Source organism: Helicovermis profundi (assembly GCF_033097505.1).
Taxonomy (GTDB): domain Bacteria; phylum Bacillota; class Clostridia; order Peptostreptococcales; family Acidaminobacteraceae; genus Helicovermis; species Helicovermis profundi.
Genome location: NZ_AP028654.1, coordinates 1,895,938 through 1,911,672 on the forward strand (window position 1 = coordinate 1,895,938; position 15,735 = coordinate 1,911,672).

General features: G+C 29.2%; 14 protein-coding genes. All 14 read right to left on the minus strand.

All coding sequences use genetic code 11. The annotated features are described in order from the left end of the window. On the minus strand, positions 1-1,107 hold the full coding sequence (gene nusA, locus AACH12_RS08415) for a transcription termination factor NusA (RefSeq protein ID WP_338537360.1): 1,107 nt from the start codon (positions 1,105-1,107) through the stop codon (positions 1-3). Positions 1,108-1,140: 33 nt separating this feature from the next. Then, positions 1,141-1,605, minus strand: coding sequence for a ribosome maturation factor RimP (locus AACH12_RS08420; RefSeq protein ID WP_338534975.1), 465 nt, complete (start codon positions 1,603-1,605; stop codon positions 1,141-1,143). Between the two features lie 325 nt (positions 1,606-1,930). Then, positions 1,931-2,521, minus strand: coding sequence for a class I SAM-dependent methyltransferase (locus AACH12_RS08425; protein WP_338537361.1), 591 nt, complete (start codon positions 2,519-2,521; stop codon positions 1,931-1,933). Between the two features lie 457 nt (positions 2,522-2,978). Beyond that, entirely contained in the window at positions 2,979-7,271 is a 4,293-nt protein-coding gene (locus AACH12_RS08430) for a PolC-type DNA polymerase III (protein WP_338534976.1), read from the minus strand. Positions 7,272-7,334: 63 nt separating this feature from the next. Further along, positions 7,335-8,108 (minus strand): ABC transporter permease, encoded by a 774-nt coding sequence (locus AACH12_RS08435; RefSeq protein WP_338534977.1) that lies wholly within the window; start codon positions 8,106-8,108, stop codon positions 7,335-7,337. Next, on the minus strand, positions 8,095-8,724 hold the full coding sequence (locus tag AACH12_RS08440) for an ABC transporter ATP-binding protein (protein ID WP_338534978.1): 630 nt from the start codon (positions 8,722-8,724) through the stop codon (positions 8,095-8,097). The genes AACH12_RS08435 and AACH12_RS08440 overlap by 14 nt, the downstream gene beginning before the upstream one ends. A 10-nt stretch (positions 8,725-8,734) precedes the next feature. Then, positions 8,735-9,784, minus strand: coding sequence for a flavodoxin-dependent (E)-4-hydroxy-3-methylbut-2-enyl-diphosphate synthase (gene ispG, locus AACH12_RS08445; protein ID WP_338537362.1), 1,050 nt, complete (start codon positions 9,782-9,784; stop codon positions 8,735-8,737). 15 nt (positions 9,785-9,799) lie between these two features. Continuing rightward, positions 9,800-10,789: an RIP metalloprotease RseP gene (rseP, locus tag AACH12_RS08450; protein ID WP_338534979.1), complete on the minus strand. Its 990-nt coding sequence runs from the start codon at positions 10,787-10,789 to the stop codon at positions 9,800-9,802. A gap of 11 nt (positions 10,790-10,800) precedes the next feature. Beyond that, positions 10,801-11,970 carry a 1-deoxy-D-xylulose-5-phosphate reductoisomerase gene (locus AACH12_RS08455; protein ID WP_338534980.1) on the minus strand — a complete coding sequence of 390 codons (1,170 nt, stop codon included), beginning with the start codon at positions 11,968-11,970 and terminating at the stop codon, positions 10,801-10,803. Positions 11,971-12,091: 121 nt separating this feature from the next. Then, complete coding sequence (locus AACH12_RS08460) at positions 12,092-12,883, minus strand: phosphatidate cytidylyltransferase (RefSeq protein ID WP_338534981.1); 792 nt, start codon at positions 12,881-12,883, stop codon at positions 12,092-12,094. Position 12,884: 1 nt separating this feature from the next. Continuing rightward, positions 12,885-13,607, minus strand: a complete 723-nt coding sequence (locus AACH12_RS08465) for an isoprenyl transferase (RefSeq protein ID WP_338534982.1) — start codon at positions 13,605-13,607, stop codon at positions 12,885-12,887. A gap of 75 nt (positions 13,608-13,682) precedes the next feature. Then, positions 13,683-14,240 carry a ribosome recycling factor gene (gene frr / locus AACH12_RS08470; RefSeq protein WP_338534983.1) on the minus strand — a complete coding sequence of 186 codons (558 nt, stop codon included), beginning with the start codon at positions 14,238-14,240 and terminating at the stop codon, positions 13,683-13,685. Between the two features lie 21 nt (positions 14,241-14,261). After that, positions 14,262-15,005 (minus strand): UMP kinase, encoded by a 744-nt coding sequence (pyrH, locus tag AACH12_RS08475; RefSeq protein WP_338534984.1) that lies wholly within the window; start codon positions 15,003-15,005, stop codon positions 14,262-14,264. A gap of 75 nt (positions 15,006-15,080) precedes the next feature. After that, complete coding sequence (gene tsf, locus AACH12_RS08480) at positions 15,081-15,728, minus strand: translation elongation factor Ts (protein ID WP_338534985.1); 648 nt, start codon at positions 15,726-15,728, stop codon at positions 15,081-15,083. Positions 15,729-15,735: the final 7 nt, after the last annotated feature.

The window sequence follows — 15,735 nt, forward strand, 5'->3', positions numbered from 1 at the left end:
TCACCCTTCTTGATTTATTTCTTCTTTAGTAACTTGTGTTTCTTCTTCAGTAACTTTTACCTCTTCTACTGGTTCATTAACTATAAGAGATTCTTCGTATTGACTTAGACTCTTTATATCTATTTTCCAATTAGTTAATTTTGCAGCAAGGCGCGCATTTTGACCTTCTTTACCAATTGCTAAAGAAAGTTGATAATCAGGAACAACAACTAATGCACTTTTGTTTTTTTCATCAACAATAACTTTTTCAACTTTTGAAGGACTAAGTGAATTTGCTATATAAACTTCAGGATTTTCATCCCATTTGATTATATCTATTTTTTCACCTTTTAATTCATCTACAATGCTCTGCACTCTTGAACCTTTAGAACCAACACATGCTCCAACAGGATCCACGTTTTCATTAAGTGAAAATACAGATATTTTAGTTCTTGAACCCGCTTCTCTTGATATACCTCTTATCTCAACTTCTCCATCATAAATCTCGGGTACTTCAAGCTCAAAAAGTCTTTTTACGAGACCTGGATGCGTTCTTGAAACAAGTACTTGTGGTCCTTTTGATGTTTTCTTAACTTCAACAATATATGTCTTAAGTCTCGCACTCTGTGTGTAATTTTCATTAGGAGTTTGTTCACTAGGCAATAAAACTGCTTCAGTATTTCCTAAGTTTATAAAAATAGTTCCTTTTGAAAATCTTTGTACAATACCATTTACTATTTCAGACTCTCTTTCAAAGTACTGATCATATATGATACTTCTTTCTGCTTCTCTAATCCTTTGTACTACAACTTGTTTTGCAGTTTGTGCTGCAATTCTACCAAAATCTTTAGGAGTAACTTCTTCCTCAATTACATCACCGATTTTATATTCCGGATCTTTTTCTTTAGCATCAATTAAACTTATTGTGTCAAATGCAGTTTCACCTTCAATTACTTCCATTCTTTTAAAAACTTTAACAACACCAGTATTCTCATCGATAACTACTTTAACATTTTGTGAAGTTCCAAAATTTTTCTTATATGCAGTAATAAGAGCTGCTTCAATAGTTTCAATTAATAATTGTTTTGATATGCCTTTTTCTTTTTCAAGTTGTGTCAAAGCAATCATCAATTCGTCTTTATCTTTCACCTTTTTCCCTCCTTAAAAATCAACCGAAATTCTTATAGTTGCAATTTTTTCTCTTGAAATTTTATTAATACTATCATCACTTCTTTTAATGCTAACAATTTTATTTTCAAGACCTAATAAAATTCCATCAAATACTTTTTCACCATCAATGGGAGTATAAAGTTTTACATTTACTTTTGAGTTCTTGAATTTTTCAAAATCTGTATCTCTTTTTAATTCTCTCTCAACTCCAGGAGAAGTAACTTCTAACAAGTAATTTTCTTCAATTGGATCAATTGAATCTAATTTTTTGTTAAGATATTTGCTCACTAAAGAACAATCATCCAAAGAAATACCTTCCTCTTTATCTAAGATGAGTCTTAAATAACGAATCGATCCCTCTTTAACAAATTCTACATCAATTAAATCGAGTTTGTTTTCCACACAATATGGAAGAGCGATATCGCGTACAATATCAACTACTCTTCTTTTTTTCATTTTCATTCCTTCCTTTCGTCAAAACAGCCTTATAATTGTTATAAAATGCCATTTAATATAATAACAAAGAGTGGGAAAATCCCACTCTTTAAGCTTTTTTATTAATTTGTTTCATTATATCATAAGAATACAATTATTGCAAACACTAAAACATAGTCTGTTACCATAAGCTTAAGCAAAAGAAAAACTTCATTTATCCGATGCCTTAGAGTTCTAATACCCCTCTTCTTAAAAAGTTGGAGATAAAGAACTCTAAAAAAGCCATGGATTATGTTTTCTAAAATTCAGTGGGAGTAAAAACTCCCTCTGAATCCAAGAAATTCATTTATTTTGGTCTACATATATACCAATTTGCTCTGATATCTACATTAACTATATCTACATTAGAAAAAGCTTCATCCATTTCATCTTTATAATTTTTAATAAAATAGAAATAATTTCCGCCTTCTAACCATTCAATAACAGATGTAAATATTCCTTTTTTTTCATTATAGTCATGTATAATGACTATATTCTTTGCAACTCTACTCATTTCTTTATACATATGTTTTCTTTCATGAGGCTTTAGTCCATGTGCAACATAAGATGAAATCGCAATATCAAAACTTTTATCCTTAAAAGGCAATACTTTTAAAACACTAGCCTGAGTAAATTTAATACTTTTATTATTATTGTTATTCTTAGCTATTTTCAGCATATTTTTAGCTGGATCAACACCAGTTACAAGCATTCCCTTTTCAGCTAGTACTGAACACAAGGCACCTGTACCGCATCCTATATCAATAATTGTTTCATATGACAATATATCAATATCATTTGATATTTCATTAATTATATTATTAAATATTGTCTTCTGACTTTTATAAAACAACCCGTAGATAGGTGCTATAAAATTAAATAACAATTGGCTCTTCATTTCTCCCAAAATAAACACCTCCAAACTTTATACAATTTCTTAGTTTTCGCAGTGCTGACCAATCAAATCTGCTTCGCAGCCTTGCTTTGTCAGGGCTTTCAGCCCTATGCTAAATATCACAAATTCTACTTTTAAAGCAAGCTTTAAGTTGAATGCATTATAATTAGTTTATTGTTTTTCTTGGTTTCGCAGTGCTGACCAATCAAATCTGCTTCGCATCTTTGCTTTGTCAGGGCTTTCAGCCCTATGTCAAAATAGAATAAATCTACTCTTAAGGCAAGCCTTAAGTTGAATGCATTATAATTAGTTTATTGTTTTTCTTGGTTTCGCAGTGCTGACCAATCAAATCTGCTTCGCAGCCTTGCTTTGTCAGGGCTTTCAGCCCTATGCTAAATATCACAAATTCTACTTTTAAAGCAAGCTTTAAGTTGAATTTGTGATATTTAGCGCACTGCTTTTAGAAAAATGAAAGTTGATTACTTTCTGGTAGGCCTGTTATGCAGCCGTGTTCTCTTAGGGCTTCTATTACTGTTTTGGTTGATTTTGTTCGTTTTTTTATGTCTTCTATTGACAGGAATTCACTATCATCCCTAACTAGGGCTATTGCTTTTGCGGCGTTTTCACCAAGTCCTTGTAGTCCTCTTAGTGGAGGTAGTATTTTACCATCAACTATTTTAAACTTTTCTGCGTCTGATTTATATAGGTCAACTTTTAAGAATTCATATCCTCTTGAATACATTTCGTCTATTACTTCTAGCATTGAAAATAAGTCTTGCTCTTTTTTTGTTAATTTAACAAGTGAATTTGATAACTCTTTCATTCTGTTTCTTACAGCTTCTTTTCCTTTATTAGCTAAATCTGCATCAAAATCATCTACCTTAATTCCAAAATAAGTTGAATAGAATGCTAATGGATGATGTACTTTAAAATAAGCAATTCTAAATGACATCATAACATATGCAACTGCATGTGCTTTTGGAAACATATATTTTATTTGATTACACGACCATATATACCATTCTGGAACATTAAATTCTTTCATCATTGCGATATTTTCGTCCGTTAGGCCTTTTCCTTTTCTAACTCGCTCCATTATTGTAAATGATGCTTTTGGTGGTAAATTCTTGTATATTAAATAGTTCATAATATCGTCTCTTGTTGATATTACATCTTTTAACATTGCTTTTCCCTGTTTAACTAGATCTTGTGCATTGTTTATCCAAACATCTGTACCATGTGATAAACCAGAAATTCTAACTAGTTCTGCAAACGTGGAAGGTTTGGTATCTACTAGCATTTGCCTAACAAACTTTGTTCCGAATTCCGGAATTCCAAGACTTCCGGTTTCACACGAATAATCTTTATCAATAATATTAAGTGTATCCGTTGAAGTAAATATCGAAACAGTTTCTTTATTATCAAGTGCGATGTCTTGTACATTTACTCCTGTTAACTCTTCTAGTTCTTTTATAATTGTTGGAACATCATGTCCTAATATATCTAATTTTAATAACCTACCACTAATCGAATGATAGTCAAAATGAGTAGTTATAACTCCGCACTCTGTATCATTTGCTGGATACTGTATTGGGCAAAAATCATATATTTCTTTATAATCAGGTACTACCATAATTCCACCTGGATGTTGTCCACTTGTTCTTTTTACACCAGTGCATCCTTTTGCTAGTCTAACTATTTCCTTCGAATTTGCAGTTAGTCCTCTTTCTTCAAAGTACTTTTTAACATAACCATATGCTGTTTTATCTGCTATAGTTCCAATTGTACCTGCTTTAAATACGTAGCCTGTTCCAAATAATACTTCTGTATATTTATGTGCGTTAGCTTGATAGACTCCAGCAAAGTTAAGGTCAATATCTGGTTCTTTATCGCCTTCAAAACCTAGGAATACTTCAAAAGGTATATCATGTCCATCTTTTATATAAGTTGCTCCACACTTCGGACAAATTTTATCTGGTAGATCAGCACCACTTCCTATTGATCCATCTAAAATAAATTCTGAATTTTTACAATCCGAATTTGGGCAAACATAATGAGGAGCAAGCGGGTTTACTTCTGTAATATCACTCATCGTTGCAGCAAAAGACGAGCCAACAGACCCTCTTGAACCTACTAAATATCCGTCATCGAGTGATTTACATACTAATTTTTGTGCAATTATATACATTACCGCGTAACCATTGCTAATTATTGAGTTAAGTTCTCTTTCAAGTCTTGCTTCAACAATTTCTGGAAGTTCATCCCCATATATCCTTCTTGCTTTTTTATAGCACATATCTCTTAATTCATCATCTGACCCCTCTATTCTCGGAGGTGATGTTTCTGATGGTACTGGTAAAATATCATCAATCATATTAGAAATATCGTTTGTATTTTTGACAACTACTTCATAAGCTTTTTCCTGTCCTAAATATTCAAATTCATCAATCATCTCATCAGTTGTTCTATAATACAGGGGAGGTTGATTATCTGCATCACTAAATCCCTTTCCTGCCATAAGAATTCTTCTATAAACTTCATCATCAGGGTCAATAAAATGTACATCACCAGTTGCAACAACTGTTTTAGAATATTTTTCTCCATAATTAACTATTCTTCTATTAAATTCTTTAAGCTCTTCTTTGTCTTTTGCAATACCTTTTTCCACTAGAAATTGATTATTACCAATGGGTTGAATTTCCAAATAATCATAAAAATCAATAATATTTTTAATGTCATTTTCAGTTTTATTTTCGAGTATTGCTCTAAAAAGTTCTCCAGCTTCACATGCAGTTCCGATTATCAAGCCTTCTCTCATAGCAGAAAGTCTACTTTTAGGAATTCGCGGTTTTTTATAAAAGGTTTCAAGATTAGATTCACTTACAATTTTATATAGATTTTTTAGTCCAACATAATTTTTAACCAATATAATTACATGATATGTGTCTTGCATTTTATAGTCCATTTCTTTTAAAGCATACTCATTAATTTCATTTAGTGTATTAATTTCTTTCTCTTTAAGTCTACTAATAAATTCAATAAATATTTTTGCTGTAGCAAGTGCATCATCTATTGCTCTATGATGGTTTTCTAACTTAATTTTAAGATGTTTTGCAACTGTACTTAGTTTATGTCTTTTTATACTTTTTAATAGTAATCTACTTAAAGACAAAGTATCAAGTACCCTAGGATTAAATTCAGCGTTAATTTTTCTAGCATTTTCTTTAATAAAAGAAACATCAAATTTTGCATTATGAGCAACCACTGGAGAATCTCCAACAAATTGTAAAAATTTGGGTAGGATTTTATCAATTGTTTCTTTGTTTTTTACCATTTCATCAGTTATTCCTGTAAGCTCTACTATATTATCAGGAATCATAATTTCTGGGTTAACAAGCTCTGAAAATCTATCAACAATGCTTCCACCAACAACTTTAATTGCACCTATTTCAGTTATTTTAGAGTTCTTATAAGATAAACCTGTAGTCTCAATATCAAAAACAACAAACTCTTGATCTAAGTTGCTATCATCTGCATTAATAACTATTTCAGCATTATCATTTATTAAATAGCCTTCAAGGCCATATATAATTTTAATATCATCACCAGATTCATTCATAGCATCTGGAAATGCTTGAAGCACGCCATGATCAGTAATTGCAATAGACGGATGCCCCCATTTTTTAGCCCTTCTTACTAATTCTTTTACAGGTGTAATCCCATCCATATCACTCATATTAGTATGACAGTGTAATTCTACTCGCTTTACTTTTGCATTATCTTCTTTTTCAATTTCCTTTTTTCCACTATTTATATTCATAATATAAAAAGCCATCTCTTTATCAAAAGTATCGTATCTAAGTGTTCCTTCTACTTTATACCAATCACCAATATTTAGTTTATCAAATAATTCATTTTTTTCTTTTTCCTTAGCAAAAAGTTTACAATTTATAGAATTTGAGTAATCTGTAATTGCAAAGCTTATTAATCCCTTTCCATTTTTTAAATCTCTTAAGTTTTTTTCAAATATTTTTCCTTCAAAAGCAAATATTCCTTCTTCTTCATTTGCTTCATCTATCATTGTTATAAGTCTAGTTATTTTATTTCTATAGACATTATTTGAATTATTTTTTTTATTATTATATTTCATTCCGCCACTAGTATTATCACTTCTTTTTTGTGTAGTTTTTTCTCTAGGGGCAGTATTTAAAGTCTTTAAATGTTCTTTAATATCATCATTTTTTTTATCATCAATTGAGCTTGTAAGTGCAAAATCTTTTTCTTTATCAAGCAAAAACTCTAATTTCAAATCAATACCTAAATGTTTTTTTAAAATTCTAGACAAATACTTATCATAATTTTTATAAATAATCGTTTCTATTGCATATGCATCATTAAGTGTTATCTCTAAAACATTATCTATTATGGTCCACTTAGCTTCTCTAAGCCATACATCAAGAGATGAAGATTTTTTTGACATGGCATATAGTATATTATCCCAGTAATTTTCAATTATTTTTCTAGTATCTGTTTCTTTAATTCTAAATTTATAATTGATTTTAATTTCACTAATATCAGTTAATTCATTTTTGATTTTCTCTTTCAATTCCTCTATTGAATTAAGTAATACAATTTCATTAAAAATCATATCAACTGTCAAAGTCAATTTAGATTTTTCAAACACAATTTTTTGAATATCAAAGATTTCACTATTATATTGTTTATTTATTATTTCATTAAAATTACTTTTCATTTTATACCCCACACGTTATACACCACACGCTAAATCTATTTATAAATATTTAATTATTAATTATTAAATTTTTATTATTCCATAATCATCAAAAAGTTTTCCTGATATAAATACTATTATTAGCAAAGAGCAAAAATATCTTACTGAAAAAATCGCTAACATAATTGCAATTTGATATTTTATTGCAGTTAAGGGAACACTTCCACCTAATATTTGACCTGTCATCATACCCGGAAGTGCGACTAATCCTATAGTTTCAATAGAAGCAATACTCGGCTTTATTGATGTTAAAAGTGCTTCTTTAATATAGGGCTTTATCGCTTCTTTATGATTGGCAGATAAACTAAGTAAATAATAATACTTTAAATGTTTCTCTTCTAGAGATTTAATATACGAATTCATGGTAATAATTATACCAGTTAATGCATTTCCTAAAAGCATTCCACCAATCGGAATGACATACCAAGCATCTAATATATTATCTAATCTAATAACAAAAGTATTAAAATATAGTAGTATTACTAGGTTAGGAATAAGTATCGATAAAAAAATTTGCATCCAATAATTTTTAACTATATTCTTATTACTTTTTATTGCAGAAAAGCTTGCAATAATCATCATAAAAAATAAATAAAGCATATTAATAATTGGCATATTTAATTTAAATAAATACTGAAGAAACAAACCAACGAGCGAAAGTTGTATTACCATTCTGATTATAGCTATAGAAATTTCTTTATTTAAACTAAGTCTAAGTTTGTTATTAACAATAAATATTACTGCTATAAATACTATTAAACTGAAAATAGACAAATAACTAATATTAGCTGTTCCCATTATTCCACCTCAGTACTTTCAAATTTTCATATTCATAAAAAATGTTATCGTGACTAATTATAAAAATAGTTTTATTATTTTTTATAAAATAGTCAATTATTGATTTTTTAGATATCTCATCTAATCCACTCGTAACTTCATCAAGAATCCAAATATCTCGATCAAGTAGAACATTAATTATAAAACCAATTTTTTGCCTTTCTCCGCCCGAAAGTTCTGATATTTTCTTATTCAAAATATTTTCTTCTAAATAAAACGTTGACAATAACTCTCTTAATTTTTCTTTACTTAATAGATTGTTTTTATTTATTGGATACTTAAATATTGTTGTAATTACTTCTTTAACAAGACCCTCAAATAAATCTACATCCTGGCTAACATAAGAAATCCTATTTCTAAATTTAGAAACTGACAATGAATCTAGCATTGTTTTTTCAAGGAGTATTTCACCACTATCAGGTTTTAAAAAACCAAGTAGAAGCTTTGCAAAGCTAGATTTTCCGCTTCCACTTTTTCCATTTAGCCATATTTTTTCCCCATAATCTACTTTGTAATTAAACTTGTCTAAAATAATTTTGTTGCCAAACGTTAAAGAAATATCTTTAAATTCAATCATATATTCACCTTTATATTTTTTCAATTTCTTTCACTAATTCTTCTATTAATTCTTCTTCCTTAACTTTTTTTAATATTTTACCTTTTTTAAAAATCAATGCTTCATTTATTCCGCCTGCTATACCAATATCTGCATTTGATGCTTCTCCTGGACCATTAACCGCGCAACCCATAATTGCAAGAGTAATATTTTTATTTAAGTGTTTTATTTTTTCTTCAACTTGAAGTGCAATTTTCTCTAAATCAATATTACACCTGCCGCAAGTTGGACATGAAATTAGATTTATCCCTTCATTTCTTATTCCAACATCTCTTAGTATTTCTCTTCCTAGTTCAACTTCCTTAATTGGATTTCCAGTAAGAGATACTCTAAGTGTATCCCCTAAACCACTAAGTAAAAGCGAACCAATTCCTATTGAAGATTTTACAGTTCCAGAATGAAGAGTACCAGATTCGGTAATTCCAATGTGAAAAGGGTAATTTACTTCTTTAGCCATTAATTTATACGACTCAATAGTTGTTATTATATCTGAAGACTTAAGCGCTATAACAATATTATCAAAATTTTGTTTTTCTAGTATTTTTACATGCTTAAGCGCACTTTCTACTATTCCTTTTGCATTTACTCCATTATATTTTTCAAGTATTTCTTTTTCTATTGATCCACTATTTACACCTATTCTAATAGGAATATTCTTCTCTTTTGCGTAATCTACTACTTTTCTTACCCTCGACTCGTCGCCAATGTTACCCGGATTAATTCTAAGTTTATCTACACCATTTTTAATAGACAGAAGTGCTAAATTATAGTCAAAATGAATATCTGCAACAAGGGGAATATTTATTTGTTTTTTTATTTCACTAAGGGCATTTGCAGCTTCAATATTCGGTACTGCAACTCTTATTATCTCACACCCAGCATTTTCAAGTTCTTTTATTTGAATAACTGTTTTTTTAATATCTCTTGTATCAGTCGTTGTCATAGACTGAATTGTAATTCTTGAATCTCCACCTATATAAGTATCACCTATAACAATTTTTTTACTTACCCTTCTATTAATCATATTTTCTCCAATCTAAAATTTAGAAATATCTCTAAAAACTAAAAATACCATTAATGCCATTAATAAAACAAATCCAATAAAATGTACTTTTCCCTCAGCTTCTTTATTTACTGGCTTACCTCTTAAAAGTTCTATAAGCACGAATACAATACGTCCACCATCAAGTGCTGGAAGTGGTAATAAATTAAATATACCAAGATTAATAGATATCATTGCTGAAAGTTGAAGAAGTCTCACCATACTTTCTTTTGCTGCTTTACCTATCATTCCGACCATTCCGACAGGTCCTACAACATCACCACCCTGAGTTCCTTTGAGTGGTAAATTGATTAAAAATGATGTTATGCCTTTTATCACGTCTCCTACTACTAAAAAAGAATATTTAACAGATTTAAAGAAATTCTTTTGATATCCTGAAGTAACGCCAATTATTTTTCTTCCATTATCTAATTTTGGAACTATATTAAATTCTATTTCTTTTGAATTTCTCACTACAACAATATCTAGTGTATCTTTTGAAGAAGAAATTGCAGAAATAACATCTTCCCATGATTTTATAGATCTACCATCAATAGTTTTAATAATGTCTCCTCTTTCAATTCCACTAACTTGTGCAGGAAATCCATCAGTCACATTCCCAACAATATTTGAAGGAAATCCAATAATAGTAAATACAGAAAAAAATAATATTAGTGCTAATACAAAATTCATAATTGGGCCACTAGAAAGTACAATTAGCCTTTGAAAGGGTTTCTTATTGCTAAATGCTCTTGGATGATCAGATTCTCCATCTTCACCTTCCATGTTAACAAATCCACCAATAGGTAAAAGTCTTAGAGAGTATTCAGTTTCTCCTATTTTTTTCTTAAAGAGCACAGGTCCCATACCAAGAGCAAACTGATGTACATATATTCCATTCAATTTTGCTGCAGCAAAATGTCCAAATTCATGAAAAAAAACTAATGCACAAAATACTAAAATAAAACTAATTGCTGTAATCATTATATCCACCTCTATTTTCTTATATTTTTAAGTACTTCGTTAAATACTTTTTTTCTAATTTCTTTATCAACGCCTAAAATATCATCTATAGTAGGATTTAAAATCGGCTTATGTTTTTCTAATACACTTTCTATAAATAGTGGTATATCGTAAAACTTAATTTTATCTTTTAAATACAAATCAACAAGAACTTCATTGGCAGCATTTAAAACTGTAGTCATAGTTCCACCTATTCTTAGTGACTCAAAAGCTAAATTTAAACATGGGAATTTAACTAAATCTGGTTTTTCAAAAGTCAACTTTGATATTTCAGCAAGATTTAGTCTTGGATAATCATTTTTCATCCTATTGGGATAAAAAAGAGCATATTGAATTGGCAACTTCATATCCGGAAGTCCCATTTGAGCTATTACAGAACTATCCTTATACTGTACCAAAGAATGGACAATACTTTCTGGATGCACTACAACATCAATTTGATTTAGTTCTACATCAAACAACCATTTAGCTTCAATTACTTCCAAGCCTTTATTCATAAGTGTAGCAGAGTCAATAGATATCTTTTTACCCATACTCCAATTTGGATGTTTTAATGCTTTATTAGCTTTTAAATCAATTATTTCGTTTTTAGTGAATTTGTTAAATGGGCCTCCAGAAGCAGTTAAAATGATTTTATCGATAGATTTTTTATTATTTCCTCTTAAACACTGAAAAATTGCACTATGTTCACTGTCGACAGGAATAATCTCAGAATTATATTCTTCTGCTAGTTTCATTATAAGTTCACCCGATGTAACTAGGACTTCTTTATTTGCAAGCGCAATTCTTTTGCCTTCTTTTATGGCTGTAACTGTTGGAACAAGTCCAATATTGCCAACTAAAGATGACACTACTGTATCTGCATCGCTAATCTTAGAAATATAATTTAAGCCTTCCATTCCATGTAAAATTTCTGTGCTCATTTTAGTTAATTTAACTGTATTTTTTAACTCCAAGTATTTTGTTTTACTATATACAACGGCATATTTAGGAGTAAATTCTTTAATTTGACTATATAATTTTTCAATATTTCTATTACAACTAATAGCAAGTATATTTATTTCTTCTCTGTTTTCTCTTGCAACTTCCAGCGTTTGAGTTCCAATTGAACCAGTAGAACCTAGAATAACTAAATTAATCATATTTTCCCCTTTACATTATTTTTGTTTTCTATTAATTATACATCAAATTTATGTAAAAACTAGTAACAAAATTGTGAACAAGCTTAGCTTAATGTAAAAAAATTGCTCAAGAGCAATTTTTTTATTTAGCCATATATTGATATAATAATACTACGTAATATACTAATGGTCCTGTAAATATAATAGAATCAAATCTATCTAATACTCCACCATGACCTGGCATAATATTACCAAAATCTTTAACACCATTTATCCTTTTAATTTTTGAAGCAATTAAATCCCCTATTTGAGAAAAAACACTTCCCAATAAACCTAAAAATATAGAAAACAACAAAAATTCTTTATTAAATATAAAAGAATATAAGTAAGAAACTACAATTGCTCCAATTACTCCGCCTATTGCCCCTTCTACAGTTTTATTAGGACTTACGTTAGGTATTAATTTTCGCCTTCCAAGTAAAGAACCCACAAAATATGCACTAGTATCAGATACCCAAGCCAAAATAAATATATACCATATAAAAAAGCCGTTATCAATTTTATCGATCATAACAATATGAGAAATAGAAAACGTTATATAAAAAAAACCTAAAATAGTTATCGCTACATCTGATAATTTATACTTATTACTAAATACCACAACCCCTAAAGACGTTGATATAAGGGTTAAAATCAAAAACATATACACTTCATATCTAAAATAAAAAAATAACATTAAGTAAAGCAAAGTTGTTACAAAATAACTTATAATATTTATTGGTTTAATATTATTTCCTTTAAATGATGCATAAAATTCAAATAGTGCAATAATATTAATTATAAATGCAGCTATTAGCAAAAAATTTCCACCTTTTATTACAAAGAAAAATAATAAAGGAAGAGCTATTATACTTGAAAGAATTCTCTTTAACATATTACTCCTCCTTAACTTTTCCAAACCTTCTATTCCTAGTCGTATAAACGTCAATTGCTTTATTTAATTCATTAACGTTAAAATCAGGCCAATACACATCTGTAAAATAAAATTCTGTATAGGCTAATTGCCATAAAAGAAAATTACTCAACCTTTTTTCTCCACTTGTTCTTATTAATAAATCTGGATCCGGTATTTCTTTTGTATATAAATACGATTCAAATAATTTTTCATTAATGTCTGAACCCTTTAGCTTTTCATTTAAACATAGGTCAACTATTGATTTACACGCATCCACAATTTCAAGCCTAGAACCATAGTTAAGAGCAATACAGAAAACCAAACCTGTATTATCTTTTGTTTTATCCATAGCCTTATTTACTTCACTCTTTTGAAGTTTAGGCAATTCATCGATTTTGCCAATAAATGTAATTTTTACATTGTTTTCATGCAATTCTCTTATTTCTTTTCTTAAAAAAACAACTAAAAGTTCCATTAATCCATTCACTTCTTTAACTGGCCTACTCCAATTTTCAGTAGAAAAAGCATAAAAAGTCATAAATCCAATATTATTTTTTGAACCAAATTTTACAATGTCTTTTAAAGCCTCTACTCCTGCTTTATGGCCAAATAATCTTGGCTTTAATTTTTTCTTAGCCCATCTACCATTTCCATCCATAATAAATGCAATATGATTTGGAATTTTTCTTTTTTCTTTAGTCATAATCCCTCCATTTTCAAGCACAAATATTAAAAATTCAGACAGCATATCGCCTGAATTTTTAATAGACTAGAAAAATTAGACAGCTAAAATTTCTTTTTCTTTCTGTTCAATTAATTTATCAACAATTTCTGAATATTTTTTTATTAATTCTTCAACTTTTTTATTTGATTCTTTTAGTTCATCTTCTGTTATATCGTTGTCCTTATGCATTTTCTTAAGTAGATCATTCGAACGACGTCTTTCATTTCTAAGTGCAACTTTCGAATCTTCACCCGTTTTCTTTACTACTTTAGTTAAACTTTTTCTTCTTTCTTCTGTTAACATTGGTATAGCAAGTCTGATTATTTTACCATCATTTGAAGGATTTATTCCTAAGTCTGACGCAATTAAAGCTCTTTCTATATCTTTTAATGCTGTAACATCATACGGTGAAACTTGTAGTAGTCTTGGTTCAGGTGCAGAGACTGCAGCAACTTGCTTTAACGGAGTTTTAGAACCATAATATTCAACCATAATCCTATCAAGTAATGATGGATTAGCCCTTCCTGCTCTTATACTATGTAATTCATTTTTTAGTACAGAAACTGTTTTTGTCATTTTTTCTTCTAAATTACTAAATATTTCACTTGGCATAAGTCTTCCTCCTAAAATTTATTAACTAATAATAGTTCCTATTTTTTCACCACAACTTACTTTAATTATATTAGATGTATCTTTTAATCCAAAAACATGAATCGGAATATTATTATCCATACATAAAGTTATAGCAGTTGAATCCATAACTTGTAATCTTTGATTTAATACATCTATATAACTTAATTTATCATAAAACAAAGCATTTTTATTTTTTTCTGGATCACAGTCATAAACTCCATCTACCTTTTTGGCAAGTAAGATTATTTCTGCATCAATTTCAGCTGCTCTTAATGAAGCAGTAGTATCCGTTGAGAAGAATGGATTACCTGTGCCAGCAGAAAAAATTACAATCCTATTTTTTTCCAAATGTCTAACTGCTTTTCTTCTAATATAAGGTTCAGCAATTTGCCTCATATCAATTGCAGACATTACTCTTGTTTCTAAACCTAAATTTTCAATAGCATCTTGTAGACCTAATGAATTAATTACTGTAGCAAGCATTCCCATATAATCAGCAGTTGATCTATCCATATTATCATTAGACCTTCCACGCCAAAAATTTCCACCACCAATAACTATTGCAATTTCAGTGCCAAATTCATGTAATTTTTTAATTTCCGATGCTATATTATTAATAATATCTTGGTCAATCCCAAAACCATTTTCTCCAGCTAATGCTTCACCACTAAGTTTTAATATTATTCTCTTATATTTAGGTTTCAAAAGTATTCCCCCATTCTTTTTAATAATTCTACAAAACATCTGTAATTCCTTTAAATCTTTTTATATCTTTACTTTAAAAAAGAGAACACAATGTGTTCTCTTTTTAATAATACTTTAAGCATTAAGTTGCTTTGCAACTTCTTCAGCAAAGTTTTCTTCTTTCTTTTCAAGGCCTTCTCCAACTTCAAATCTAGCAAACCTTCTAATTGATAAATTCTCACCGATTTTAGCAATTTTTGATTTTAATAAAGTTTCTACATTTACATCAGAATCTTTAATAAATGGTTGTTCTAATAAACAAACATCTTTGTAAAACTTTGCTATTCTTCCTTCAACCATTTTTTCAATTATTTTTTCAGGTTTTCCTTCATTTAAAGCTTGAACTTTAAGAATTTCTTTTTCTTTAGCAATAATTTCTTCTGGAACTTCTTCTCTTGAAACATAAGTTGGATTTGTCGCTGCAATTTGCATCGCAATATCTCTTGCAAATTCTTGGAATTCATCATTTTTCGCAACAAAGTCAGTTTCAGAATTAATCTCAACTAATACTCCAATTCTTCCACTATGAATATATGAAGTAACAATACCTTCAGCAGCGATTCTACCAGATTTCTTAGCTGCTTTAGCAAGTCCTTTTTCTCTTAATAAGTTAACCGCTTTTTCAACATCACCATCAGTTTCTACAAGCATTTTTTTGCAATCAAGCATTCCAGCACCTGTAATTTGTCTTAATTCTTTTACCATAGCTGCAGTAACTGCCATTTTATAC

Bases quoted from the DNA above. Each gene is read 5' to 3' on its own strand.
- rseP (WP_338534979.1), bottom strand. From the start codon at position 10,789: ATGATTACAGCAATTAGTTTTATTTTAGTATTTTGTGCATTAGTTTTT.
- AACH12_RS08435 (WP_338534977.1), bottom strand. From the start codon at position 8,108: ATGGGAACAGCTAATATTAGTTATTTGTCTATTTTCAGTTTAATAGTA.
- AACH12_RS08430 (WP_338534976.1), bottom strand. From the start codon at position 7,271: ATGAAAAGTAATTTTAATGAAATAATAAATAAACAATATAATAGTGAA.
- AACH12_RS08455 (WP_338534980.1), bottom strand. From the start codon at position 11,970: ATGATTAATTTAGTTATTCTAGGTTCTACTGGTTCAATTGGAACTCAA.
- AACH12_RS08465 (WP_338534982.1), bottom strand. From the start codon at position 13,607: ATGACTAAAGAAAAAAGAAAAATTCCAAATCATATTGCATTTATTATG.
- AACH12_RS08425 (WP_338537361.1), bottom strand. From the start codon at position 2,521: ATGAAGAGCCAATTGTTATTTAATTTTATAGCACCTATCTACGGGTTG.
- tsf (WP_338534985.1), bottom strand. From the start codon at position 15,728: ATGGCAGTTACTGCAGCTATGGTAAAAGAATTAAGACAAATTACAGGT.
- pyrH (WP_338534984.1), bottom strand. From the start codon at position 15,005: ATGTTTTGTAGAATTATTAAAAAGAATGGGGGAATACTTTTGAAACCT.
- AACH12_RS08420 (WP_338534975.1), bottom strand. From the start codon at position 1,605: ATGAAAAAAAGAAGAGTAGTTGATATTGTACGCGATATCGCTCTTCCA.
- nusA (WP_338537360.1), bottom strand. From the start codon at position 1,107: ATGATTGCTTTGACACAACTTGAAAAAGAAAAAGGCATATCAAAACAA.
- AACH12_RS08440 (WP_338534978.1), bottom strand. From the start codon at position 8,724: ATGATTGAATTTAAAGATATTTCTTTAACGTTTGGCAACAAAATTATT.
- frr (WP_338534983.1), bottom strand. From the start codon at position 14,240: ATGCCAAGTGAAATATTTAGTAATTTAGAAGAAAAAATGACAAAAACA.
- AACH12_RS08460 (WP_338534981.1), bottom strand. From the start codon at position 12,883: ATGTTAAAGAGAATTCTTTCAAGTATAATAGCTCTTCCTTTATTATTT.